Genomic DNA, 21764 nt, shown 5'->3' with positions numbered 1-21764 from the left:
TGCGAGCGGGCCCGTGGCAGCCGCTATCGGCAACTGAGGGTCGACGCCCGCGCGGGTCGGGCCTGAGAGGCAGCTGTCCTCCTGCCGGCCGTGCAGTCGGTGCCGCAGCCGGACCCGTGGCGCCTGCTGGCCGGCTCGGCTCGGCCGGATACCGCCCACTGCGTTGTACGTCGGCCGGCGACGAGCGCACGCCGCGAGGCTGTTCCCCGCCGATGAGGGAGGAGACGTTGTCATGGTTTGCGATTCCATGTGAGGGCGAGGAGGGCGGCGTCGTCGTGGGGAGTATCTCCGGCGTAGGCGCGTACATCCTGTTCGACCCATTCCAGGAAGTCGCCGGGGTTCGTCTTCGGACGGTCGAGGTGGGCGTAGGCGGTGAGTCGGTCGGCAAGGGGGTAGAACGCGCCGGAGTCGTCGCGGGCCTCGGTGAGTCCGTCGGTGTACATCAGTACGGTGTCCCCAGGGTGCAGCCGGGTGGAGGGTGGGGCTGCGGGGTGGTGAGAGAGGGCGGCATCTCCCAGTGGTCTCAGTCCCAGAGGCAGGCCGGGCGGTGCGGGCAGGTCGATGACGTCGTGGGCGCGGATGACAAGGGGGGCCGGGTGCCCGCAGGACTGTGTCCGGACGCAGTTGTCGTGGCCGACTTCGAGCAGGAACGCGGTGGCGAAGGCTTCTGTGTCGTTCAGGTGGCGGCGCAGGCTGGTGTCGAGAGCATCGGCCAGGTGGCGGAGAGTGGGGTGGTGGTGGGCGGCCTCGTGGAAGGAGCCGAGGATGGCAGCGGCGGTCGCCACGGCGTCCAGGCCTTTGCCTCGAACGTCGCCGATCAGGGCCCGGACACCGAAGGCGGTGTCGGTGGCGGCGTAGAAGTCGCCGCCGATGCGCGCGTACTCGGTGGCGGCGCGGTAGCGGGCCGCTGTGTGGAACTGTCCCACGGTGGCGGGCGGCGGGCGCAGGATCGCGCGCTGGGCGGCTTCGGCGACGGAGTTGACCTTCGCCAGCCGGACCGCTTCCCGCTCGCGCAGGCGTACGACGAAGCAGCCCAACGCGGCGATGGAACAGATCACTGCGGTGGTTCCGATCGCCGCCCCGAGACGGTGGTCGATCGGGAAGAACGCCCAGCGGGTACCGGCCGCCAGAACTGCGGAGCCGACGATCACGCCGGGGCCGAAGGCCAGCGCCACGACGGCCGGGACAACGACCAGTACCGAGGGGATGCGCACGCTCGCAGGCGTGCACAGTTGCAGCACCACGACCACCCCGTACAGCAAGGCTGCCGTCACAAGCGCCGCGGAACGGGTGACCACGGCCGTCTCACGCCCGCTGCCAACCCGCACCGGATACCTACGCTTCCTGCCCGAACGAGCGCCACGGTCTGACCGGCACGAGCCGGACCGGCAGTCATGCTCTCTCGGAAGGGGGCTCATCGCTCGCAGCGCCACGCCAAGCCGGCACCGAGCACGGCGGGGTAGGGCCAACCAGCTCGAAGAAATCCTCGTTTGCAAGTTGCACGAGGTCCCGTCCTGCAGGAGGTTCACCTCGGCTTCGACGTACCCGAACGCCTGGGCCATACGCACCAGTGCCTCCCGCAGCAGACGCTGGCGTACTGGGCGGACCATGGCGAGTGCAGCTGTGACGGTGATGGCCATCGGTGACCTGATTCCACCGTCGCTGGTGTTGAGCGGCGCCAGCTCAACGAGCGTTTCCAGGGCAGGCGGCACACCATTTCGGCGGGCTTTTCGCCGGTCATGCAAAGCTTGGTGGTGGGGCGGGGCGGCTCACGACAGCGCGGTCGGGTCGCCCACGATGTCGGGCAGCAGCTTGGCGGCTCACGCGTCGAGTACAACAGACTGGACCTCGTCGAAGCTCGGGCGGGTGGCTGTGTCTGGCTGGGGCCTTCGCCCCCGTAGCGACGAGAGCTCGCCCACCTACAGTCATGTGCCAGATCCCGGCGCGGACGTCTACAGACCGGCGGGGCTTCACTGAACACCTTGGGTGGTCCTGATGCCGGTTGGCTTTCAGGCGACGAGTCGGTTGTGGCCGCTGGCCCCGTCATCATCCACCAACCTTGCTCGTCCGGCAGTTTCGGCACACGATGTGGCTGACCACCCGGCTTTGACCGCGATACCTATACGCGGCGCAGCACTGTCGAGCGGTGTGTCAACCGGCTCAACCAGTGGCGTGGCCCTGGCCACCCGCTACGAGAAGACGGCCACGGTCTGTCGCGCCGCGCTGCACATCGCAGGAATCTTCCTCCGATCCGCATGATGACGCCGGGCTTTATCTCCAGCCGGGCGGTAGCAGGTCTCAGGAGTCACGCCCCAGCCACTCGCCGAAAGTCACCGGCCGTGCGCCGCCAGAATGGTCGAGGGACAGCGGGACGATCAGATCGCAGGTGGCCCGTCCATCCCACCACCGGGTGCCAGTGAGAGGGCCCGTGATCACCAGCAACGTGGCAAATCCACAGCCATGCTCCGTCGCGACCACGGACCCCGCCGCCTTCCGCTCGTCGAACTCCCAGCACTCGGCGTTCCATGCACTCATGGCCTCCGATAACGCATCCTCGGTCGGGTAGTTTTCAGTCTGAGGCAGACGCAGATCAAGCTCGTCATCGGTGTCCTCGTAGGACTGGGGGATGAGGGAAAGGCAGGGACCAGCAGGTCGCGCCGCCTCGTGTTGTTTCCTGCCCACGACCAGCCGTTTTCCGTCTTCTCAAGCTGGGCTACAGCCCCACCAGCACTCACCCGCAACAAGTAACGACGGTATTCGTGAGGGAAACCGACTCCGAGTTGGGCTTCAGCTTCGGCTACCTCAGCCTCGGTCAGTGGCCGCGGCGCGGCGGGGAGGCTCATGAGGTCAGAGGCTAGGCGAAGGACTTCCCACACCGCAGCGGGGTTTCACCGCGAGGTGATCGGTTCGGCGACGTCGAATCCATCGCCACCGCAATCGCCCAGGATCTTTGAATGGCCGTCTCCTTGACCTCCGAAAGCAAGCTCCGCGCCGCCATGAGCCGCCTCGTGCCGGACAGCCTCGGCACACCGATGGCGCCCTCGCCAAGGAGAACCTCGCTCGCGAAGCCGGTGTCAGCCACGCCACCGTCCACCGCGCCGCCGACGTCCTCGCGGAATGGGATGCCTGTGCCCCTTACCCGATCAGAGGCACGCCCGGTGAAGCCGCCCGCGATGACACCATCGCCAGGCTGCGCGCTCGGACGGCCCAGCCGCGACCAAGCTCATGACCTTCAGGGCCGATCGGACGCCCTGGCCACCTTCACCGCGCATCTGTATGCCGAGAACGCCGCCCTGCGTAGACGCCTGGTACGCCGAAATTCTGCCGCAGCCCCCGGCAACTCCGACGCCACGGAACAACCGCTTGGCCCGACAGCGATCACCGTGCTGGGCAACCCTGTGCCCGCGCCGCGGTCGGGCACCGGCGGCCTCAGGGAGCAGGAGTAGGAGCGGGCCTGTCCGAAACGAAGGACGGGCCCGCGCTGTGCTCAAATATCAGGCTGGGACGGCGGCGGGTTCTTGCTCCAAGACGAGCGTGATCACGAGTGTTCCCTCAGAGAGGCGAGGACGGTCCGGATATCGGTGCGCGGGCCGCGGTTGTAGGGCAGTTTGGAGAGCAGCATGCCCATGGCGCAGGTGTTGCTGAGCGCGGCGAACGTCAGCCCAGCACCGATGGCGGTGCCGATCAGGTGTGCTCCCGGGACGAACAGGCCGACGAGGCCGGTGACCAGCACGACGGATCCCGCGATCAGGCGGACCTGGCGTTCGAGGTCCCACCGCGCTTCGCCTCGGTTGACGGGAGCACCGGCGGCTTCCCAGGCCATCATGCCGCCGTCCAGCACGCGCAAGTTGGGCAGACCGGCCTCGGCGAGAGCCTGCTCGGCCTGGGCGGCGCGGGCGCCGGAACGGCAGACCAGGATCACACCCTCGTCGAGGTGGGCGAGGAGTTCGGCACGGTGCTCGCGGAGAGTATCCAGCGGGACGTTGTAGGAGCCGGGGATGTGGACCGTCCGGAATTCGCCCGGGGTGCGCACGTCCAGCACGCGCGGTCCGCGTCCGTCCTTGATCAGCTGCTGAAGGGCGGAGGGGGTGAAACCGGCGGCGCGGGAGACGTCGATGGTCATGAAAACTCCGTCGTGGTGAGGTGACCCGCATGGAAGTGCGGGAGGGGTACATGCGGGTACAGGTGAGGGGTGGCGCACCCGCGCGGAGCCGGTCAGGGCTTGAGGGCCCCGAGCGGGTGCGCCAGCGGCTTTCGCGGCTGGGCCGTGGGCCGGCCGCCCTGGGGTCGGGCCGCCGGATCAGACCGCGGCGGGTGCGTTGAGCAGGGCCCAGGCGGCGTAGCCGCCGAGGATGTCGGAGACGTCGGTGAATCCGATGTGGCGCAGCAGGCTCGCGGCGATCGAGGAGCGGTGGCCGCCCGCGCAGTGCAGGATCAGGGGCTTCTCGCGCGGGATCTCGTCCAGGCGGCGGGGCAGTTCGCCGAGCGCGATGTGAAGGGCTCCGTCGATGAAGCCGTGCTCGCCGCGTTCACCGCAGTTGCGGACGTCGATGACGACCGGCGGGTTGTCGCTCTCCAGGGCGGTACGGACCTGGGCGGCGGTGAGGCGGCTGGCCGGGGTGACCTCCTCGGCGAGTGCGGTCAGCGCGTCGTCCGGGGAGCGCAGATAGCCGGCCACTCGGTCGAAGCCGATCCGGGCCAGACGGGTGACGATCTCCTCCTCCCGGTTCTGCGGGGCGATGACCAGCAGGTCGGCGTCGGCGGGCAGGACGGTTCCGGCCTGTTCGACGAACCGACTGTCGGCAGGCACGTTCACGGACCCACGCAGGTGACCAGCGGCGAACTCCTGCGGATCGCGGGCGTCGACGACGACGGCGCCGGAGGCGCGGAGGCCGGTGAAGTCCGCGAGGGCCAGCGGCCGGGGGGCGGTGGCCGGGTCGAACAGTGGGCGCTCACTGCGGTTGAGAATCGCGTCGTAGACGAAGTAGCCGGGGGCGGCGGCCTGGCCGGCGGTCACGATGGCCACGAACTCGGCCTCACTCATCGGTGCGCACGCGTAGTTGGTGGCGCGCTGCTCGCCGATGGTGGACTGCTTCTCGGTCGAGAGGTTCTTGCCGCAGGCGGACCCGGCGCCATGCGCGGGGAAGACCCTTACCTCGTCCGGCAGGCCCATCAGTTTGTTCTGGACGCTGTCGTACAGCATGGCGCCGAGTTCATCGGCGGTGACGCCGATGGAGGCGAGCAGGTCGGGGCGGCCCACGTCGCCGATGAAGAGCGCGTCACCGGTGAGCACACCGTACGGGACGGTGTGCTCACCGCGTTCGTAGATCACCACACTGATCGACTCCGGGGTGTGCCCCGGCGTCTCCATGATCTCCAGGGTGACGTCACCGAGGCTGATCGTCTCGCCGTCGGCCAGCTTGCGGATCGGATACTCCGTCTCGGCCCGCCGGCCGTAGCCGATCCACGCACCGGTACGGGCCGCCATCTCCAGGTGTCCTGCGACGAAGTCCGCGTGGGAGTGCGTGTTGATGACACCGACCACGGTGAAACCTCGGGCCTCGGCGTCCGCCAGGTACTCCGAGACGTCCCTGCGCGGGTCGACGACCACGGCCTGGCCGGTGGCCTCGTCGGCGATCATGTACGACGCCTGCGAGAGGCAGTCGAGGTAGTACTGGGCGAAGAACACGGGAACCTCCGTAAGTGATGATACCCATATACCCGGGGGGGTATGTGGGAGATCAAAAGGTGGCCTGCTCCCCGAAGGGGCAGGCGTGTAAGTGGGGGAAGGTCAGGCCGTCCCTGGGGTGGACCCTGTCGCGAGAGGGCGGCCGGTGCCGGCCCACCCCCGGGTCCCGCCGGCGACGGAAAGGGCGTCCATCCCGGCGGCGGCGAGCCGGTCCGCGGCCCACCGGCTGCGGTTGCCGCTTGCGTAGATCACGTACACCTGGCGCCCCCTGGGCAGGTGGGGCGGCGCGGTGGCCAGTGCGGACAGCGGGGCAAGCTGCGCGCCGGGCACGTGTCCCGCCCTGTACTCCTCCGGCCGTCGGTGAGGATGCCGGTGACGTTGGAAGCGGCGGAGAAGCTGCCGATGAGCCGCGGCCGGTCGGCGTACCGGACCAGTTGTGCCTCCAGCTCACCGAGATCGACGTGACCGTCCGCGTCCTCGTCGATGACGACGACGTCGGCGACGGACTCCCGCCAGGGCAGTTCGTTCGAGTGGTGCTCGTAGGGGCCGACGAACACGACCGGCCGTAGGGCTTGGGGGAGCGGGGCGGGCCGACGCAGTCCCAGGATGCCGACCAGCTTGTTGACCGCCGCGGTGGCCCCCGAGCCGCAGAAGACGACGAGGTCGTCGTCGGTGCCGCCGACCGCGTCATGGACGATGCGCCGGGCGTCCTCGCGCAGCCGGGTCGTCTGCAGTCCCGTGCTCGAACTCTCCGTGTGCGTGTTGCCGTAGAGGGGCAGCACCTGCTCGCGCACGAAGTCTTCGATGAAGTCCAGGGAGCGTCCGGAGGCGGTGTAGTCGGCGTAGACGAGGCGACGCGGCCCGTAGGGGCCCGCCAGTACTTCCTCATCGCCGATCAGGCCGCGGCGGATGCGGTCCACGAACGGTGTCACAGGTGCGGCGATCGGCGTGCTCATGACGCCAGCTTGATGTCGATCTCGGGTGGCTGGTGCAGGGTGTTGTGGACCGTGCAGCGCGAGGCGACGGCGAGCAGGGCCGCGCGGCGCTGCTCGGTCAGCCCGGGCGGCGGAATGATCGTGACGTGCACGGAGGCCACCCGGGCCGGTCGGTCGGTGGCCATCGTGAATTGCGTACGGACACGCAGTCCGGCGTGGTCCAGGCTGTGGCGGTGGAGGAATCGGCCCGCGTAGAAGGCGACACAGGTGGCAAGGGAAGCAGCGAACAACTCGGTAGGAGTGGGCGCGAGGTCCGAGCCGCCGGCCTCGAGAGGCTGGTCGACCTGGAAGTGGTGGCCGCGGATGTCCACGGTGCAGATGTCGCGGTCGACGTGAGTGACCACGAAGCTGTGTGTCTCCGCCTGCGGCGGTCGGCTTGTGGTGGTGGCCTGGGGTGCGGTGCCGGTCATGGCCGGGCCCCTTCTCTTCGGCGTCGGCTGGTGCCAGTTCCAGTCGACCGCTAACCGCACGGCTGATCGAGAGGCCGACGGGGTGAGACCTGGCCCGTTCGGCCCTCGCGTCGACCGTCTCAACAATATACCCTGGAGGGTATTTTTTCGGTGTATTTGTTGCAGATGTGCAGGGTCGGAGAGGCGGAGCGAAGAGGTACCCGGGTGGGTACCGGTGTGGGACCAGTGGCCCATGTCCGGGCCTCATCTCCCCTACGACAGTGGGGACATGGGCACACACGTCGTGATACTCGGAGGCGGCACCGCGGGAACGCTGGCCGCCAACCGGCTACGCCGCATGTACGACGAGCGCGCATGCCGGATCACCGTCGTGGACCAGGACGACGACCACGTCTACCAGCCCGGCCTGCTGTTCGTTCCCTTCGGCATGGCTGAGCCGCACCACCTCGTCCGGTCCCGCCCGCGTCAGCTGAGCGCCGCCGTCGACTACAAGCGGGCTGAGATCGAGCGGGTCGACCTGGACGCGCGGACGGTGCACCTCGGCGGCGGCATACGGCTGACCTACGACGTCCTCGTGGTCGCCACGGGAGCCGCACTCCTCCCGGAGGAGACCGAGGGGCTGACCGGTCCCGGCTGGGGCGAGAAGGTCTTCACCTTCTACGACCTGCCCGGAGCCGTCGGGCTGCACCACGTCCTTGAGCGCTTCGAGCGAGGGCGCCTCGTGGTGAACATGGCCGATCTGCCGGTCAAATGCCCCGTGGCGCCGCTGGAGTTCGCCTTCCTGGCCGACTGGTACTTCCGGCTGCGCGGCGTCCGTGACCGGGTCGAGCTGACCTATGTCACCCCGCTGGACGGCGCCTTCACCAAGCCCGTCGCGGCCAAGGCGCTCAGCGGGCTGCTGGAGCAGAAGGGCATTCAACTGGTCACCGAGTTCACGCTGGGAGAGGTCGACGGCGCGGGTGGCCAGCTGTTCTCGTACGACGAGCGCGAAGTCCCGTTCGACCTCGCAGTGGTCGTGCCTCTGCACGGCGGCGCATCGTACGTCGGCCGCTCCCCGGGCCTCGGCGACGAGCTGGGCTTCATCCCTGTCGACCAGCACACCCTCCAACACCCTGACCACCCAGAGGTGTTCGCGATCGGCGACGCGGCCGGGCTGCCGGCGTCCAAGGCCGGCTCGGTGGCGCACTTCGCGGGGGAGACGCTCACCGACAACATCGGCCGATTCCTGGCCGGACAGCCGTTGGACGCCACCTTCGACGGACACACCAACTGTTTCGTCGAGACCGGCTTTCACAAGGCGCTGCTGATCGACTTCAACTACGAAACCGAACCTCTGCCCGGCCACTTCCCGGCCGCCGTCGGCCTGCCGCTGCTGAAGGAGTCGCACGCCAACCACCTCGGCAAGCTCGCCTTCGAATGGCTGTATTGGCACAGCCTCCTGCCCGGCCGGGAACTGCCCGGAATCGACTCGGCGATGCCCGAGCGCGGCAAGCACCACGTCCACTTCTGAACGTCCGAGCGTCTGAACGAAGGAGAACGCAGCCATGCCCACAGCCACTTACGGCGAGACAGCCGTCCCCGTCGACGACGAGGGCTTCTTCACCGACCCCGCGCGGTGGACCGAACCCATGGCCGAACAGATCGCCCACGAGTCCGGCATCGAGACGCTGACAGACCGGCACTGGACGGTCATCCGCTTCATGCGCGCCCAATACGCGGAAAAGGGCACCGGCCCTACCGTGCGCGTCCTCGGCAAGACCTCCGGCGTGAGCGTCAAGGAGCTCTACCAGCTCTTCCCCAAGGGCCCGGCGAAGACCGCCGCGAAGATCGCCGGAATCCCCAAGCCGCGCGGCTGCATCTGATATTCCTGCCATCGTCTCTGCCATCGAGGAGCGTGCCACCGTGGCCGTAACCGCAACGATCGAGAAGGTCTCGATCATCGTCTCCAAGGGATCCCTGGAAGGGATCTACCCGGCGCTGATCATGGCCAACGGCGCCCGCGCCGAAGGCATCGATGCCGATCTGTTCTTCACCTTCTTCGGCCTGGACGCCATCACGAAGAAGCGCTGGGAGCACATCAGGCTGGCCACCGTCGGCAACCCGGGCCTGCACCTGCCCACCCTGCTGGGCGGCATGCCGGGGGTGCCCGACCTGATCACCCGGTACATGGAACGCAAGATGGACAAGATCGACATCCCGCCGATCCCTGAGTTCATCGAGATGATCTCCGACACCGGCGCGGGCATTTACGCCTGCAAGGCGTCGGTGGACCTCTTCGAACTCGACAAGGACGACCTCGTCGAACAGGTCCAGGGCATCATCACGGTCGGCGAGTTCTACGAGCACGCGGCCGGCGGCCAGATCATCTACACCTGAGACGTCCGGCACCCTCCCCGGCCTGCCGGACGGAGTACGGCACGTACTGGCGGTTGTCACCCACCCCGACGACGAGTCGTTCGGGCCGGGCGGCCTCCTCGTCCTGCCCGCCGTCGTCTGTTCTTCTGGAAGACCGTGACCGCCAGGCGCGTGCAGGTCGAGTTGGGCGGCCGTCTGTGGCGGGAGATCCGCCACCGCTACGCCGCTCAGGTGCGGCATCTGACGGGTGCTGAAGCAGTGCCGGAGCAGGTGTTGGTCACGGCGGCGGTGCTCATGACCGGGCTGGTGATGGCCGCCGACCGGCCAGCGCAAAGTGTGGGCGTCGCGGGGGGATGCGCCCGTCTGCGGTGCGGCCCAGCATTTCGCCTGGGCCCGGTGAAGGGCCCGTGAGGTGCTGGAGAGTCACGGCTGGCGCGTAATCGACCTGCCAGTGCTGCCGTTTACCACCGCGCATCCCCACCTGCACGCCCCGAACCCACTTCGGGCGTCAATCCTGGAGAGCCTGCCCCAGTTGGCGGGTGCACGGGGCGCCGGGATCGTGCTGGTCACCGACGCCACCGGCGCGGGCAAGACCGCTACTGCACCAGAGGCGGTCCGCATCCTCAACGACGTCTGGGGGAGCCGGGGACTGCGCTCCCCGCTGCCCACCACGGCCACCGCGGACGCCGCCTACGACGCGCTGTGCGGCTATCTTCATGCGCGCCGGACCACCCCGGGTGTGCTGACGCTCGTGCACAACCGCAGCTGGCTGAACGCCGCCTACAGCGATGAGATGCTCGCCCCGGTGACGTCCCCGCCTGCACTGGCGACGACCCTCACACCGATGAAGACGGCTTCCGGCCGGCCGTCCACGGTGAGAAGAGCGGGACCTGGCGGAGGATCCTCCCGGACGGCTGGGTACGCGGCTGGGACCGCGCACTGCTGGTCCAGTTCACCGTCGCCACCGTCGACCAGGCACTGATGGCCGCGCTCCCGGTACGCGACAGCGCCCTGCGGATACTGTCCCTGTCAGGCAAGTGCATTGTCGTCGACGAGGAGCACGCACTGACCGGGTTCAGCCGGCGCATCCTGATGCGGCTGCTGCACTGGCTCGGGAGCCTGCGCACTCCGGTCGTCGTGCTCTCGGCGACACTGTCAGGCTAGACGGCACGCGAACTCAGGTACTCCTACCTGGCCGGTGCCGGACACCGCAGGCGCGATCTGATCGCGCGCGAGGACGAGTTCACCGTTCCCTACCCGGGCTGGCTGTTCGCCGACGCCGCCACTGCCCAGCCTGCTGTCATCGGAAATGCTGCGATGAAGGGTGCCGCACGTGAAGCGGAGCGGCACCGCGGGGGACCCGTGCCGCTCGCAGGTTCGCAGTCTGCCGGGCCGCACCTTTCGGGCAGGTGCCGATGGTCCACACGGTGGAACAGCGCACGCGCTTCCGTGCCTTACCGACGGTGCATGGTTTCCAGGGCGGCAGCCAGCACGTGGGGGTCGTGATGGCCCTTGTAGACCTGCGGCGGACGCTTGTCCAGCCTCAGGAGCTGCGCGACCGCCGTCCAGGCCGTGCGTACGGAGTACTCGACGGTGAAGACCACGTCGTCGGGCACCTCGGCGAACTGCCCGATGAAGGCGAGATTGACCGACCTCTCCGGGACCACCCGGGGCCGGTCGCCGCTGCGGCGGGCCAGGAACTGGCTCGTGATGTACGGCATCACGCAGGGTACGACGGTGGAGGTCTCCCGGATCCGGTCCGCCGTCCGCTCGTCGAACGGGAGGTGGTGCAGGACCTCTTCGAGGATCTCGCGGCCCGTGCACATCGTCATGGGTTTGGGAGTGCTGTTTCCGGCACGGCCGGGGAAGAGACCGTAGCCCCACAGGACCCCGACGTCCTCCGGCTGGTCGCGGTAGACCGGCTGGCGGTTGGCGACGATCGTGAGAAGCCAGTTGGACGCGGTGAAGGTCATCAGGCCGCCCCTCCCGGTCGGGCGGCCGCTGAACTCCTCGAGGGCCTTCAGGAACGCGGGGTCCTTGGTGGTGACCGTGAACGACTCCCAGCGGGACTCCCTGACGCGCTTGTCGAAGACCTCGGGGGCACCGAAGTCGTCGCGGCCGCGGGCCAGCCGGTGCCACAGCAGCCATGCGTCCGAGCGAGGCGGAGCCGGCCGAGGCGCCGACGTGTGCGAACCGAGGCTGGAGGCGTCGGTCATCGACCCGTTGGTGACGAGGACGAGGTCCTCGGGTGCGACGGTGACCTTCTCGTCCTCGCCGCCCCGGCTCAGATGGATGGACTCCACCGTGCCGCTCCCGATGCCCGGGGTGAGACCGAGGTCCGTGACACGGCAGCCGGTGTGCACGGTGACGCCGTGCTCGTCGAGCCAGGCGGTCAGGGGCCGGACGATGGAGTCGTACTGGTTGTAACGGGTCCGGTGGATACCGGACAGGGAGGCGAAATCGGAGAACAGATGGATGAAGCGCCGCAGGTAGCGGCGGAACTCGATCGCGCTGTGCCAGGGCTGGAAGGCGAACGTGGTGCACCACATGAACCAGAAGTTCGTGGTGAAGAAGTGTTCGCCGAAGCAGTCGGAGATTCGCTTGCCGCCCAACTGGCCTTCGGACGTGGCCAGGCAGCGGACCAGCTCCAGCCTGTCACGTTCCGAGAATCCCATCGAGGCCGTGTCGACGATCTTGCCGTCGCCGTCGACCAGCCGGGCGATGTCGTCCCAGGCGAAGTCCTCATGACCGGCCAGGATCTCCGCTGTGACCGAGACCGTGGGGTCGTCGAGGCTGGGGATGGCGGACAGCAGGTCGTAGGTGCAGCGGAACTCGGCCTCGAACATGCGCCCGCCGCGCATGGAGTAGCCGGCGTCCGGTGTGCCACCCGCGTCCAGGCTGCCGCCGAGGGTCCGTTGTTCCTCGAAGAGGTGGATGTCGGACCCCTTGAAGCCGCCGTCCCGTATCAGGAACGTCGCCGCGGCCAGTGCCGCGATTCCGCCTCCCACCAGATAGGCCTTCGCCATCACACAACTCCTCTTCCTCGCAGGTCGGTCGGGAACCGTGCCTTCCACGGTTTCCTGCCGCCCGGTCGTGCGTCAGTGGGCCGTTGGTCACCCGATCGGTCCGGTCGGCCCTGACGGCGGGGCCCCGGCGGAGCGCCCGCGGACGGCGGGCAAGCCGGTGGCCCGGTCGGCGAACCGTGACCGACCGGGCCCGTCGTCCCTGCGGGATCACTCCGTACGGGAGTCCTCCGCCGTGCTGCCGGGTGCCGCGGCGGGGGCAGATCCTGCGGACCCTCCACGCCAGGGCGGAACCGTCGTCCGGTGTCCGTTGTCCCAGAGCTGTGAGGCCCGGTCGGTCTGGCGGCGCAGCCGGTCCTGGAGCCGGTCGACGACCTCCGTGCCCGTCGCCTCCTCGGCCGCCGCCACCACGTGACGACCGCCGATGCGCAGGTCGGCCGTGGCCGACCACGGGCGGCCGGCGTGGTGGGCGGTCGCCCGCACGAGGTGCACCTCGCCGGTGACGACGGCCAGGCCGGGCCTGCCCAGGGCCATGTCGATCTTCGTGCGGGCGTAGGCCAGGGTCTCCTCGTCCACGGCGCCGTCGGAGCGCAGCCGAACGAGGGGGGTCTCCTGGGTGTCGTCGGTGGTCATCGGGGGTCCCTTCTTCGGTGTGTCGGACACATGTGGTGCGCGTAGGGCTGCGGCGTCGGGCAGCCACAGGTGCCGGGGAGTTCCATGTGAGGGATCCTCCTGAGAGGGCGAGGTGAAGGGGACAGAAGAGGGGCCGGCTCGGTCGGCGCTTCTCAGTTCGCCGGAACGACGCCGCCGGTCTTTGTGCCATGGCCGTAGTAGGCCGCTCGCATCAGCTCCGCCATGTCGTCGAGCATCGGCATCCGGGGGTTGGCGGGCGCGCACTGGTCCTCGTAGGCGTTGAGGGCCTGCTGCGGCAGGGCGTCGAGGAAGGCGCGTTCATCGACCCCGAGCGCCTGGAAGGCCGGTTCGATACCCACGGCGTCGCGCAGCCGTTCCACCGCCAGGGCGAGCGACTCGACTCCCTCGGCCGGCGTGGCGGCGGGTAGGGCGAGGGTGCGGGCGATGTCCTGGAAGCGTTCGGGGGCGTGGTAGCTCTCGTACTTGGGCCAGCCGGTGAGTTTCGTCGGGACGGTGCCGTTGTATCGGATGACGTGCGGCAGCAGGACGGCGTTGGTACGGCCGTGTGCGATGTGGAACGTGGCCCCTAGTGTGTGGGACATGGCGTGGACGATGCCGAGGAAGGCGTTGCCGAACGCCATGCCGGCGATGGTCCCGGCGTTGTGCATCTTCTCCTGTGCCTCCGGCCGGGCCGCCCGGTCGTTGACCGCCGCCTCGATGTTGTCGAAGATCATCCGGATCGCGTGCAGGGCGAGGCCGTCGGTGAAGTCGTTGGCGTAGACGGACACATACGCCTCGATGGCGTGGGTGAGGGCGTCGAAGCCGCTGTCGGCGGCCAGCGCCCGGGGCAGCGCGGTGGTGAGGAGCGGGTCGATGATGGCGACGCTGGGCGTGAGCGCGTAGTCGGCGAGGGGGTACTTCTTGCCGGTGGCGGGGTCGGAGATGACGGCGAACGGGGTCACCTCGGCGCCGGTGCCGGAGGTGGTGGGGATGCACACCAGGCGGGCGAGTCTGCCGAGCACGGGGAAGCGGAAGGCGCGCTTGCGGATGTCGGAGAACTTGTGCCGCATGTCGGCGAAGTCGACGTCCCTGCCCTCGGCCTGCTGTTCGTACAGCAGCCACATCACCTTGGCGGCATCCATGGGGGAGCCGCCGCCCAGCGCGATGATGGTGTCCGGGCGGAAGTCGCCCATGAGGCGGGCGCCGCGCCGGACGGAGTCGATGCTCGGCTCGGGTTCGACGTTGTCGATGACCTGGACGGTGACCGCCTCGTGGCGTCGGCGGAGCACGCGCTCGACCCGGTCGACGAGGCCGAGGCGGGTCATGGTCGCGTCGGTGACGACGGTGACGCGGTGGACGTCCGGCATGGAGGCGAGGTAGCGGATGGACTGCGGCTCGAAGTAGATCTTCGGCGGGACCTTGAACCACTGCAGGTTGTTGCGGCGCGCCGAGACGCGTTTGACGTTCAGCAGTTGGGCGGCGGAGACGTTGTTCGACACCGACGTGCTGCCCCAGGAACCGCAGCCCAGTGTCAGCGACGGCAGCAGGCTGTTGTAGATGCCGCCGATCGCGCCCTGCGAGGACGGGGCGTTGACGATGATCCGCACCGTCTTCATGCGCCGGCCGTACGACTCCGCCAGCGCGGGGTCCTTGGTGTGGATGACGGCGCTGTGACCCTGGCCGTGGAAGGCGACCATGTCGGTGGCCAGGTCGAAGGCCTGCTGCTCGGAACTCGCGCGCAGGACGGCGAGGACCGGGCACAGCTTCTCGCGTGTCAGAGGCTCGTCGGGGCCGACTCGCGCCGCCTCGGCCAGGATGAGGGAGGTGTCGGCGGGGACGGCGAAGCCCGCCTGTTCGGCGATCCACGCCGGACTCCGGCCGACGGCCGCGGAGTTGACCTTGGGCTCGCAGCCCGCCCCCGCGGCACCGACCGGGAACAGGAAGGCCTCCAGCTTCGCCTTCTCCTCGGCCGTGGCCAAGTGGGCGTGCAGCGTGCGGAATTCGGTGAGGACCGCGTCGTAGATCTCCTCGTCCAGGATGACGGCCTGTTCGGAGGCGCAGATCATGCCGTTGTCGAACGACTTGGACAGCACGAGGTCGTTGACGGCCCGGCGCAGATCCGCGCTCCGGTGCACGTAGGCGGGGACGTTGCCGGCGCCCACGCCGAGAGCGGGCTTGCCCGCCGAATACGCGGCCTTGACCATGGCGTTGCCACCGGTGGCGAGGATCAGCGAGACACCCGGGTGACGCATCAGGGCGCCGGTCGCCTCCACGGACGGGATCTCGATCCACTGCACGCAGTGTTCCGGAGCGCCCGCCGCAACGGCTGCGTCCCGCACGACGCGGGCCGCCTCGGTGCTGCAGCCCTGGGCGTTGGGATGGAAGGCGAACACGATCGGGTTGCGGGTCTTCAGAGCCATCAGTGCCTTGAAGACGGTGGTCGAGGTCGGGTTGGTGACCGGGGTGATCGCACACACCACGCCGACCGGCTCGGCCACTTCGGTCATGTCGTCGAGGTCGTCGCGGGCGATGACACCGACGGTCCTCATCGGGCCCATGCTGTGCGTGACGTACTCGCAGGCGAACATGTTCTTGGCCGCTTTGTCCTCGAAGACGCCACGCCCGGTCTCCTCCACCGCGAGCCGCGCGAGTCTCGTGTGCTGGTCCAGCGCGGCGACCGAGGCCTTCTTCACGATGTGGTCGACCTGCTCCTGATCGAGTGCCTCGTAGTCGTCGAGCGCCTTGAGCCCGTCCGTCACCAGGCGGTCCACCGCTATGGCGATGTCGGACGGCGCGGCGGTGGGGGTGGTGTTCGCGCTGCGGTCGTCGTGGCGGGTCATCGGGGCGAGCCTCCGTCGTTGATGAGGACGGCACCGCGTGGTCAGCGGCGCTGGGAGGGAGTGGCTGCGGGGGATGGCCGCCGCCGCTCACACGGGCAGCGTCTCCCGTCAGCGGGGTCCCGCCCCAGACGCCGTTGGTCCCTGCGCGGGGCCGACCGGCCCCGAAGTGACGCGGACGGGCGGCCTGTTGACGACGCCGACTGCACCGTCCACCCGATACGTCCCCCCGGATCGCGCGCGGAAGGTCTCCGCAGTCCTCCAGGACCTCTTCCGGCGTGGTCATGGTCCATGCATGAGAGACGAAGAGCCGCGGGTGAGCAGCAACGGCCGCGGGAATCCCCTTGTCTCCGAGAATGCCCGAGCGCACCAGGTGGAAGGTGTCCCCGGAGTGGAGACGGGAGCACGTCCCGCACCGGGTCTCACGACGGTTGCGGCACCCCACCGGCAGGCGTCCACCGGGTTCGTCGTCGGTGTCGTAGTGGCGCAGCACCTGACCCGTGTCCGGACGGAACACGGTCGAATGGCCGGCCACGTAGATCGGGTGAGCGCATCGACGAGCGGGTGGACCTGCGCATGACTGACGGCCCGCCGATCCTGATCACCTATCGAGTCACCGCCACCGTGGACGCCCGCCCCTGATCGTTGAAGAGCTGCGCGTGAGCGCGGAGCGCGCACAGCTCGCGTTCCGTCTCAGCAGCAGGTGACCCGAACGGATCTATCTAAAGCGTCTCTACTTACCCATGGGCGCGCCTGCGGCGCGCCGGACAGCCCGGCCGCCCCGGGCGGGCATGCGGCGTGGCCGCCGGTCCCGCCCGGTCGGCCGACTGCCCGCACCGAGGCACACCTGGGGAGGCGAGGCGACGACCGCTCACCTCGCTCAGGACTGCGCGCGTCAGCTCTAGGCCCGCGCGGCAGCGTCGATCTCGGCGATCAGGGCTTCGATGCGGGTCTTGATCTCGTCGCGGATCGGGCGGACGGACTCGACGCCCTTGCCGGCCGGGTCTTCGAGGGCCCAGTCGAGGTACTTCTTGCCGGGGAAGATCGGGCAGGCGTCGCCGCAGCCCATGGTGATGACGTAGTCGGACGCCTGGACGGCCTCGGTGGTGAGGATCTTCGGCTTGGCGTCGGCGATGTCGACGCCGACTTCCTTCATGGCCTCGACCGCGGCGGGGTTGACCTCGTCGCCCGGGATGGAGCCGGCGGAGCGGACCTCGATCCGGTCGCCCGCGAGGTGGTTCAGGAATCCGGCGGCCATCTGCGAGCGTCCGGCGTTGTGGACACAGACGAAGAGCACGGAGGCGAGCGGGCTGGAGGACATCGGTTCTTCCTTCGTAAGTGATCGAGCGAATGGTGCGGTGTTGCGGGAGGGGAGGTTCAGGCGATCCGCATGGAGCTGAGCAGGTCGGTGATGTGGGCGTTGATCGTCGCGGATCGTTCGGACGACGGCGATCGGTGCGTCCTCGGGGTCGGTCACGGGCCAGTCCAGGTAGCGGCGGCCGGGCACGATCGGGCACGCGTCCCCGCGTACCATCGTGATGATGACGTCGGCGGCGCGCACGACCTCGTCGGTCGGCGGCTTGGGGAAGGCGCCGCTGATGTCCACGCCGGCCTCGGTCAGGACCTGCGTGACGACGGGCCCTACCTCGGCGGCGGGGTGCGTATCGGCGGAGGAAACGACGACATGGCCTCCAGCGCGGTGCGCGAGGAGGGCGGCGGCCATCTGGGAGCGGCCCGAGTTCTGGCTGCACACGAACAGCACACGGGGCAGGCCGACGCCGGGCACCCCCTGGATGTGCTGGAGCGCTGCCAGCCGTTCGGCGGTAGGGTGCTCGGCCAGCACGACCAGGTGCGTGCGGACGCGTGCTTGCTCGGCCAGGCGCTCGTTGGAGTCGATCACGAGGCGCCGGATGGTCTCGGGTGAGGAGCGTCCGCGGTGGCGGAGGGCAAGGCCGGCGATGCCTGACGCGAGACGCTCATCTGGGAGGGCGGGGGGCGGGGATGCGGTCATGGGAACCCCTTCGGGGGCGTGGGTCCCCCCCTGTGTGGGGATGCGGGTCCCAGGAATCACTCCACGCTGGTATCAGTCGGGAGTGATGTGAGAGTATCAGTCCATGATGACGTCGGTCGACACTGATCTGATGCGGGTTCTGGCCGACCCGCTCCGGTTCCAGATCGTCACCCTGCTCGCCAGGGAGACGCTGTGCAGCACGCACCTGATCGAGGAGACGGGAGCCAAGCAGACCAACCTCTCCAACCATCTGAAGGTGCTGCGAGAGGCCGGTGTCGTGGACACGGAGCCGTGCGGCCGGTTCACCTACTACCGGCTCAGGCCCGATGTCATCGCCTCCCTCGCGGGCCAGTTCGCCGACCTGGCGGAGACCGCGCGCGCCACCGCCGAGAACAACGTCAAGCGGTCCTGCCCCTGATCCCGCCCCCGTGGCGACCTGCAATGAGGAGTCCTGTTGAGCGCCACCGAGGCGACCGAGCGAGACGGCACCATGGGATCTGCCCCAGCCCCTGACGCGTCCGTGCCGCAGCCCGCACCGGGCGCCACTCCGCCCCAGGCACCCCCGCTGATCGCCAGGGCGGCGGCCGAACTGGTCGGCACCGCGGCCCTGGTCGCGATCGTGGTCGGCTCCGGCATCCAGGCCACCGAACTGACCAAGGATGTCGGTCTCCAGTTGCTCGCCAACTCTACGGCCACCGTCTTCGGCCTCGGCGTCCTGATCGCCCTGCTCGGCCCGGTCTCCGGCGCGCACTTCAACCCAGTGGTCACCCTGACCGAGTGGTGGACCGCCCGCCGGGGTGGCGCCGGAGTCACCCTGCGTGAGACCGCGGCCTACGTACCCGCGCAGATCGCCGGCGCTATCGCCGGCGCGATCCTGGCCGACGCTATGTTCGGTGAGCCGCTGGTGACATGGTCCACGCACGACCGCTCCACTGGTCATCTGCTGCTGGGCGAGGTCGTCGCAACGGCCGGGCTGATCCTGCTGATCTTCGGGCTGGCCCGCACCGACCGGCTGCGCTTCGCACCCGTCGCGGTCGCCTCGTACATCGGCGCCGCCTACTGGTTCACCTCGTCCACCTCCTTCGCCAACCCGGCAGTCACGATCGGCCGTGCCTTCACCGACACCTTCGCCGGCATCGCACCCGGCTCGGTCCCCGGATTCATCGGCATGCAGATCATCGGCGCTGCGGTGGGGCTAGCACTGGTGGCCCTCATCTTCATGACCGGCCGACGCGAAGCCGAGCAGCCCACCGAATGACGCTGACAACCCAGGTTGTAGTGATCGGCGGCGGCCAGGCCGGGCTCGCCGCCGGGTATCACCTGCGCCGACTGGGCATCGAGTTCGTCATCCTCGATGCCCAGGCCACACCCGGCGGAGCCTGGCAGCACACCTGGGAATCGCTCCACCTGTTCTCGCCCGCCGCGTACTCCTCGCTGCCCGGCCGTTTCATGCCACCGCAGCTCGGCCGGATCTGCCCGGACGCCGGGCACGTGGTGGAGTACCTGGCCGACTACGAGAAGCGCTACGAACTCCCCGTCGAGCGGCCCGTGTGCGTGCTCGGCGTCCATCGAGACGGTCCGTTCCTGAGGGTGGAGACCGACTCGGGCACCTGGCACGCCCGCGCCGTGATCAGTGCGACGGGGACCTGGTGGCGTCCCTTCCTGCCCGCCGTCCCCGGTCGCACGGCCTTCGAGGGCCGCCAGATGCACACAGTGGAATACCGCAGTCCCGACGATCTCCAAGGGTGCAAGATCGTCGTGGTGGGGGGCGGGAACTCCGGGTGCAGATCGCCGCCGATCTCGCCTACGACACACAGTTGACCTGGGTCACCCAGCGGCCGCCTCGATTCCTGGCCGACGACATCGATGGGCGTGCCCTGTTCGACGCGGCCACCGCCCGGCGCCGCGCGCTCGACAGCGGACTCTCCGACACGGGCGGTGTTGCCTCACTCGGGGACATCGTGGCCGTCCCGCCGGTACGTGAGGCCCGCGACGGTGGTCTGCTCAAGGCGCGCCCGATGTTCTCCCGCCTGCTCCCGGGTGGCGTCGAGTGGGCTGACGGGACGCGCGCCGAGGCCGACACGATCATCTGGTGTACCGGCTTCCGCCCCGCACTGTCCCACCTCGCACCGCTTCAACTCCGTGGCCGACGCGGGCACATCGCCGTCCACGGCACAAAAGCGGAAGACGAACCGCGCCTGCACCTGCTCGGCTACGGCGACTGGACCGGCCCCGCCTCCGCCACGCTCATCGGCGTCGGCCGGCCTGCCCGCGACACAGCGCTTGGCATTCGCGCGCTCCTTGCCGCTGCATCCCCGTAAGCACGGCAGGATATTCGCGTCCTACTTCGTGCCGCCATGGATGATGCTGGCCCTGTTCGGCTTCGCGCTGACCCCTCGCGCTGCCCGGGGACGCACAGACGGTCGGCTCCCGCGCTCTCCCGTCAGCTTTCCGACGCCAGTGTGAGCTGTCGGTGGTGGAAGTCGAAGTGCCGGGTCGGGTAGTGATACAGGTCCGCGATGGTCATGACGTCACGGAAGAAGGGGTCCCAGTGGGTGGGGTAGTGCATGCTCAGCGCGAGATCGGATTCCCGTTCCGCGTCGAGGCGACGGTGCAGGTCGTTGATGACACGGTCGAACACCCTCCCCATCCGGCGCTGCCCCAGGACCTTCGCGCCGCCCAAGGGGCCCAGGTAGTTGACGATGTCGAAGGGCCTTGTGGCGGCGTTCAGGAGCCGGGCGAAGACTCGGCCTGCTCCGCGCGGTAGCCGCCCGAAGGTCCGCAGCAGGACCAGGAGGGGCCGGATCAGGATGTAGCCGAAGAGCATGTGGAACAGCATCTGCTCGTTGGTCCAGCGAGTGCCGTTGGTTCGTCGGCGCAGGTCGGCCTCGCTGGCGTTGTCGAGGAGCTGACGAAAGGTCGCGCGGGCGCGCTCCATCTCCTCGTGGACCGCCTCACGGTCCACTGCGGACTCGCTCACCGAACCCACCTCCGCCCGAGCGCGCTCAGCCTATGGTGCCCAGCATTTGTCCCATCGTGGCGACCATCGACGGCTCCACCCGGTAGTAGACCCAGGTGCCGCGCCGCTCGGAGCTGAGCAGGCCGGCTTCCTTGAGCTTCTTCAGATGGTGGGACACCGTCGGCTGGGAGACGCCGACGTCGGAGATGTCGCACACGCACGCCTCGCCGCCCTCGTGCGAGGCGACGAGCGAGAAGAGGCGCAGTCGCACCGGGTCGCCGAGGGCCTTGAACATCGCGGCGGTCCGCTCAGCCTCCTCCACGGTCAGTGGCCGCTCAGTCAGAGGCGGGCAACACGGGGCCACCGTTCCGGCGACCTCGGGTTCCAGCAGCGGCAACACCTTCGTATTCGACATGCATCTATGTTGACATACATCGAACCAACCGGCGAGGGTCGGGCCCGGCCACCCCGAGGCCCTTCGGCAGGCCGGTGAATTCGATAAATGTCTATGTTGACGTCCATCGAATCAGGTGTCATGCTGACATCGCAAGCCATCGACAGATGTCGAAACAGCGAGGAGTCGACCGTGAACGCGCCCGTCACCACCGATCTGCCCGTCGTCGTGATCGGAGCCGGTCCCACCGGACTCGCCGCCGCCGCCCACTTGGTCGACCGCGGTCTCACCCCGCTGGTCCTGGAAGCCGGGGTGGCCGCCGGAACGGCGGTGCGCGAGTGGGCACATGTGCGGCTGTTCTCGACCTGGGGCGAGGTGACGGACCCGGCCGCGGAGAAGCTGCTCGCCCCCACCGGATGGGTGAAGCCGGACGCCGCCGCCTACCCATCCGGCGGGGA

Annotated in this window: 21 protein-coding genes and 4 pseudogenes; 9 read left to right on the top strand and 16 right to left on the bottom strand. The window is 69.1% G+C overall.

The window, feature by feature from the left end:
• Positions 1 to 230: 230 nt before the first annotated feature.
• From ACFYYF_RS12655 to ACFYYF_RS12620, 8 genes and pseudogenes are all read right to left on the bottom strand, one after another.
• Positions 231 to 1274, bottom strand: a complete 1044-nt coding sequence (locus tag ACFYYF_RS12655; RefSeq protein ID WP_388774448.1) for a PP2C family protein-serine/threonine phosphatase — start codon at positions 1272 to 1274, stop codon at positions 231 to 233.
• 1024 nt (positions 1275 to 2298) lie between these two features.
• Positions 2299 to 2682, bottom strand: coding sequence for a hypothetical protein (locus tag ACFYYF_RS12650; RefSeq protein ID WP_388775753.1), 384 nt, complete (start codon positions 2680 to 2682; stop codon positions 2299 to 2301).
• A 59-nt stretch (positions 2683 to 2741) separates the two neighbouring features.
• Positions 2742 to 2843, bottom strand: a pseudogene (locus ACFYYF_RS12645) (hypothetical protein); the annotation flags it as partial.
• Between the two features lie 695 nt (positions 2844 to 3538).
• Positions 3539 to 4123, bottom strand: coding sequence for a rhodanese-like domain-containing protein (locus ACFYYF_RS12640; RefSeq protein ID WP_388774445.1), 585 nt, complete (start codon positions 4121 to 4123; stop codon positions 3539 to 3541).
• A 177-nt stretch (positions 4124 to 4300) separates the two neighbouring features.
• Entirely contained in the window at positions 4301 to 5689 is a 1389-nt protein-coding gene (locus ACFYYF_RS12635) for a rhodanese-like domain-containing protein (protein ID WP_388774442.1), read from the bottom strand.
• Between the two features lie 102 nt (positions 5690 to 5791).
• On the bottom strand, positions 5792 to 6019 hold the full coding sequence (locus ACFYYF_RS12630) for a rhodanese-like domain-containing protein (protein WP_388774440.1): 228 nt from the start codon (positions 6017 to 6019) through the stop codon (positions 5792 to 5794).
• Complete coding sequence (locus ACFYYF_RS12625) at positions 5938 to 6645, bottom strand: aminotransferase class V-fold PLP-dependent enzyme (protein WP_388774437.1); 708 nt, start codon at positions 6643 to 6645, stop codon at positions 5938 to 5940. Before ACFYYF_RS12625 ends, ACFYYF_RS12630 begins: the two co-directional genes overlap by 82 nt.
• Positions 6642 to 7094, bottom strand: coding sequence for an OsmC family protein (locus ACFYYF_RS12620; RefSeq protein WP_388774435.1), 453 nt, complete (start codon positions 7092 to 7094; stop codon positions 6642 to 6644). The genes ACFYYF_RS12625 and ACFYYF_RS12620 overlap by 4 nt, the downstream gene beginning before the upstream one ends.
• A 268-nt stretch (positions 7095 to 7362) precedes the next feature.
• Between ACFYYF_RS12620 and ACFYYF_RS12615 the strand changes: the two genes are divergently transcribed.
• The 5 genes from ACFYYF_RS12615 (at position 7363) to ACFYYF_RS12595 (ending at position 10613) form a co-directional block, all read left to right on the top strand.
• A complete protein-coding gene (locus tag ACFYYF_RS12615) occupies positions 7363 to 8604 on the top strand; it encodes an NAD(P)/FAD-dependent oxidoreductase (protein ID WP_388774432.1) in 1242 nt (413 codons plus the stop codon).
• A gap of 34 nt (positions 8605 to 8638) precedes the next feature.
• On the top strand, positions 8639 to 8956 hold the full coding sequence (locus ACFYYF_RS12610; protein ID WP_388774429.1) for a TusE/DsrC/DsvC family sulfur relay protein: 318 nt from the start codon (positions 8639 to 8641) through the stop codon (positions 8954 to 8956).
• 40 nt (positions 8957 to 8996) lie between these two features.
• Positions 8997 to 9470 (top strand): DsrE/DsrF/DrsH-like family protein, encoded by a 474-nt coding sequence (locus ACFYYF_RS12605; protein WP_388774426.1) that lies wholly within the window; start codon positions 8997 to 8999, stop codon positions 9468 to 9470.
• Between the two features lie 511 nt (positions 9471 to 9981).
• Entirely contained in the window at positions 9982 to 10431 is a 450-nt protein-coding gene (locus tag ACFYYF_RS12600; protein WP_388774423.1) for a hypothetical protein, read from the top strand.
• Entirely contained in the window at positions 10431 to 10613 is a 183-nt protein-coding gene (locus ACFYYF_RS12595; protein WP_388774421.1) for a hypothetical protein, read from the top strand. The genes ACFYYF_RS12600 and ACFYYF_RS12595 overlap by 1 nt, the downstream gene beginning before the upstream one ends.
• A gap of 290 nt (positions 10614 to 10903) precedes the next feature.
• Here the strand turns inward: ACFYYF_RS12595 and ACFYYF_RS12590 are convergent, their stop codons facing one another.
• The 6 genes and pseudogenes from ACFYYF_RS12590 to ACFYYF_RS12565 all read right to left on the bottom strand — a co-directional run.
• The gene (locus ACFYYF_RS12590; RefSeq protein WP_388774419.1) at positions 10904 to 12523 is read right to left on the bottom strand and encodes an oleate hydratase; all 1620 of its coding nucleotides are present in this window, start codon (positions 12521 to 12523) and stop codon (positions 10904 to 10906) included.
• Positions 12524 to 12682: 159 nt separating this feature from the next.
• Positions 12683 to 13105 carry a hypothetical protein gene (locus ACFYYF_RS12585; RefSeq protein WP_388774417.1) on the bottom strand — a complete coding sequence of 141 codons (423 nt, stop codon included), beginning with the start codon at positions 13103 to 13105 and terminating at the stop codon, positions 12683 to 12685.
• 152 nt (positions 13106 to 13257) lie between these two features.
• The gene (gene adhE / locus ACFYYF_RS12580) at positions 13258 to 15945 is read right to left on the bottom strand and encodes a bifunctional acetaldehyde-CoA/alcohol dehydrogenase (protein ID WP_388774415.1); all 2688 of its coding nucleotides are present in this window, start codon (positions 15943 to 15945) and stop codon (positions 13258 to 13260) included.
• A gap of 151 nt (positions 15946 to 16096) precedes the next feature.
• Positions 16097 to 16492 (bottom strand): annotated as a pseudogene (locus ACFYYF_RS12575) (replication initiator); the annotation flags it as partial.
• A 351-nt stretch (positions 16493 to 16843) separates the two neighbouring features.
• Entirely contained in the window at positions 16844 to 17263 is a 420-nt protein-coding gene (locus ACFYYF_RS12570; protein ID WP_388775689.1) for an arsenate reductase ArsC, read from the bottom strand.
• A 171-nt stretch (positions 17264 to 17434) separates the two neighbouring features.
• Positions 17435 to 17953 (bottom strand): annotated as a pseudogene (locus ACFYYF_RS12565) (low molecular weight phosphatase family protein); the annotation flags it as partial.
• A 103-nt stretch (positions 17954 to 18056) separates the two neighbouring features.
• Here ACFYYF_RS12565 and ACFYYF_RS12560 point away from each other — a divergent pair.
• The 3 genes and pseudogenes from ACFYYF_RS12560 (at position 18057) to ACFYYF_RS12550 (ending at position 20274) form a co-directional block, all read left to right on the top strand.
• Positions 18057 to 18371: an ArsR/SmtB family transcription factor gene (locus ACFYYF_RS12560; RefSeq protein WP_388774413.1), complete on the top strand. Its 315-nt coding sequence runs from the start codon at positions 18057 to 18059 to the stop codon at positions 18369 to 18371.
• 36 nt (positions 18372 to 18407) lie between these two features.
• Positions 18408 to 19211, top strand: a complete 804-nt coding sequence (locus ACFYYF_RS12555; protein WP_388774411.1) for an aquaporin — start codon at positions 18408 to 18410, stop codon at positions 19209 to 19211.
• Positions 19208 to 20274 (top strand): annotated as a pseudogene (locus tag ACFYYF_RS12550) (ArsO family NAD(P)H-dependent flavin-containing monooxygenase). Before ACFYYF_RS12555 ends, ACFYYF_RS12550 begins: the two are co-directional and overlap by 4 nt.
• A gap of 122 nt (positions 20275 to 20396) precedes the next feature.
• On the opposite strand, the gene ACFYYF_RS12545 reads toward ACFYYF_RS12550, so the two are convergent.
• Together ACFYYF_RS12545 and ACFYYF_RS12540 are read right to left on the bottom strand one after the other, a co-directional pair.
• Positions 20397 to 20933 carry a DinB family protein gene (locus ACFYYF_RS12545; protein ID WP_388774409.1) on the bottom strand — a complete coding sequence of 179 codons (537 nt, stop codon included), beginning with the start codon at positions 20931 to 20933 and terminating at the stop codon, positions 20397 to 20399.
• A gap of 25 nt (positions 20934 to 20958) precedes the next feature.
• Positions 20959 to 21327 (bottom strand): ArsR/SmtB family transcription factor, encoded by a 369-nt coding sequence (locus ACFYYF_RS12540; RefSeq protein WP_388774407.1) that lies wholly within the window; start codon positions 21325 to 21327, stop codon positions 20959 to 20961.
• Positions 21328 to 21498: 171 nt separating this feature from the next.
• Here ACFYYF_RS12540 and ACFYYF_RS12535 point away from each other — a divergent pair.
• A partial coding sequence (locus tag ACFYYF_RS12535; RefSeq protein WP_388775688.1) for an FAD-dependent oxidoreductase occupies positions 21499 to 21764 on the top strand: 266 nt, incomplete at its 3' end.

Source organism: Streptomyces sp. NPDC001914, assembly GCF_042891215.1.
In the GTDB taxonomy this organism is placed as follows: domain Bacteria; phylum Actinomycetota; class Actinomycetes; order Streptomycetales; family Streptomycetaceae; genus Streptomyces.
The sequence above is the reverse complement of the archived record's forward strand: the minus strand, read 5'-3'. Positions and strand labels throughout refer to the sequence as shown.

What these genes read in the sequence shown, in the direction of transcription:
- ACFYYF_RS12640 (WP_388774445.1), bottom strand. Translation starts at nt 4,123, where the DNA reads ATGACCATCGACGTCTCCCGCGCCGCCGGTTTCACCCCCTCCGCCCTT.
- ACFYYF_RS12585 (WP_388774417.1), bottom strand. Translation starts at nt 13,105, where the DNA reads ATGACCACCGACGACACCCAGGAGACCCCCCTCGTTCGGCTGCGCTCC.
- ACFYYF_RS12620 (WP_388774435.1), bottom strand. Translation starts at nt 7,094, where the DNA reads ATGACCGGCACCGCACCCCAGGCCACCACCACAAGCCGACCGCCGCAG.
- ACFYYF_RS12610 (WP_388774429.1), top strand. Translation starts at nt 8,639, where the DNA reads ATGCCCACAGCCACTTACGGCGAGACAGCCGTCCCCGTCGACGACGAG.
- ACFYYF_RS12560 (WP_388774413.1), top strand. Translation starts at nt 18,057, where the DNA reads ATGATGACGTCGGTCGACACTGATCTGATGCGGGTTCTGGCCGACCCG.
- ACFYYF_RS12540 (WP_388774407.1), bottom strand. Translation starts at nt 21,327, where the DNA reads ATGTCGAATACGAAGGTGTTGCCGCTGCTGGAACCCGAGGTCGCCGGA.
- ACFYYF_RS12570 (WP_388775689.1), bottom strand. Translation starts at nt 17,263, where the DNA reads ATGTCCTCCAGCCCGCTCGCCTCCGTGCTCTTCGTCTGTGTCCACAAC.
- ACFYYF_RS12625 (WP_388774437.1), bottom strand. Translation starts at nt 6,645, where the DNA reads ATGAGCACGCCGATCGCCGCACCTGTGACACCGTTCGTGGACCGCATC.
- ACFYYF_RS12615 (WP_388774432.1), top strand. Translation starts at nt 7,363, where the DNA reads ATGGGCACACACGTCGTGATACTCGGAGGCGGCACCGCGGGAACGCTG.
- ACFYYF_RS12595 (WP_388774421.1), top strand. Translation starts at nt 10,431, where the DNA reads ATGGCCGCGCTCCCGGTACGCGACAGCGCCCTGCGGATACTGTCCCTG.
- adhE (WP_388774415.1), bottom strand. Translation starts at nt 15,945, where the DNA reads ATGACCCGCCACGACGACCGCAGCGCGAACACCACCCCCACCGCCGCG.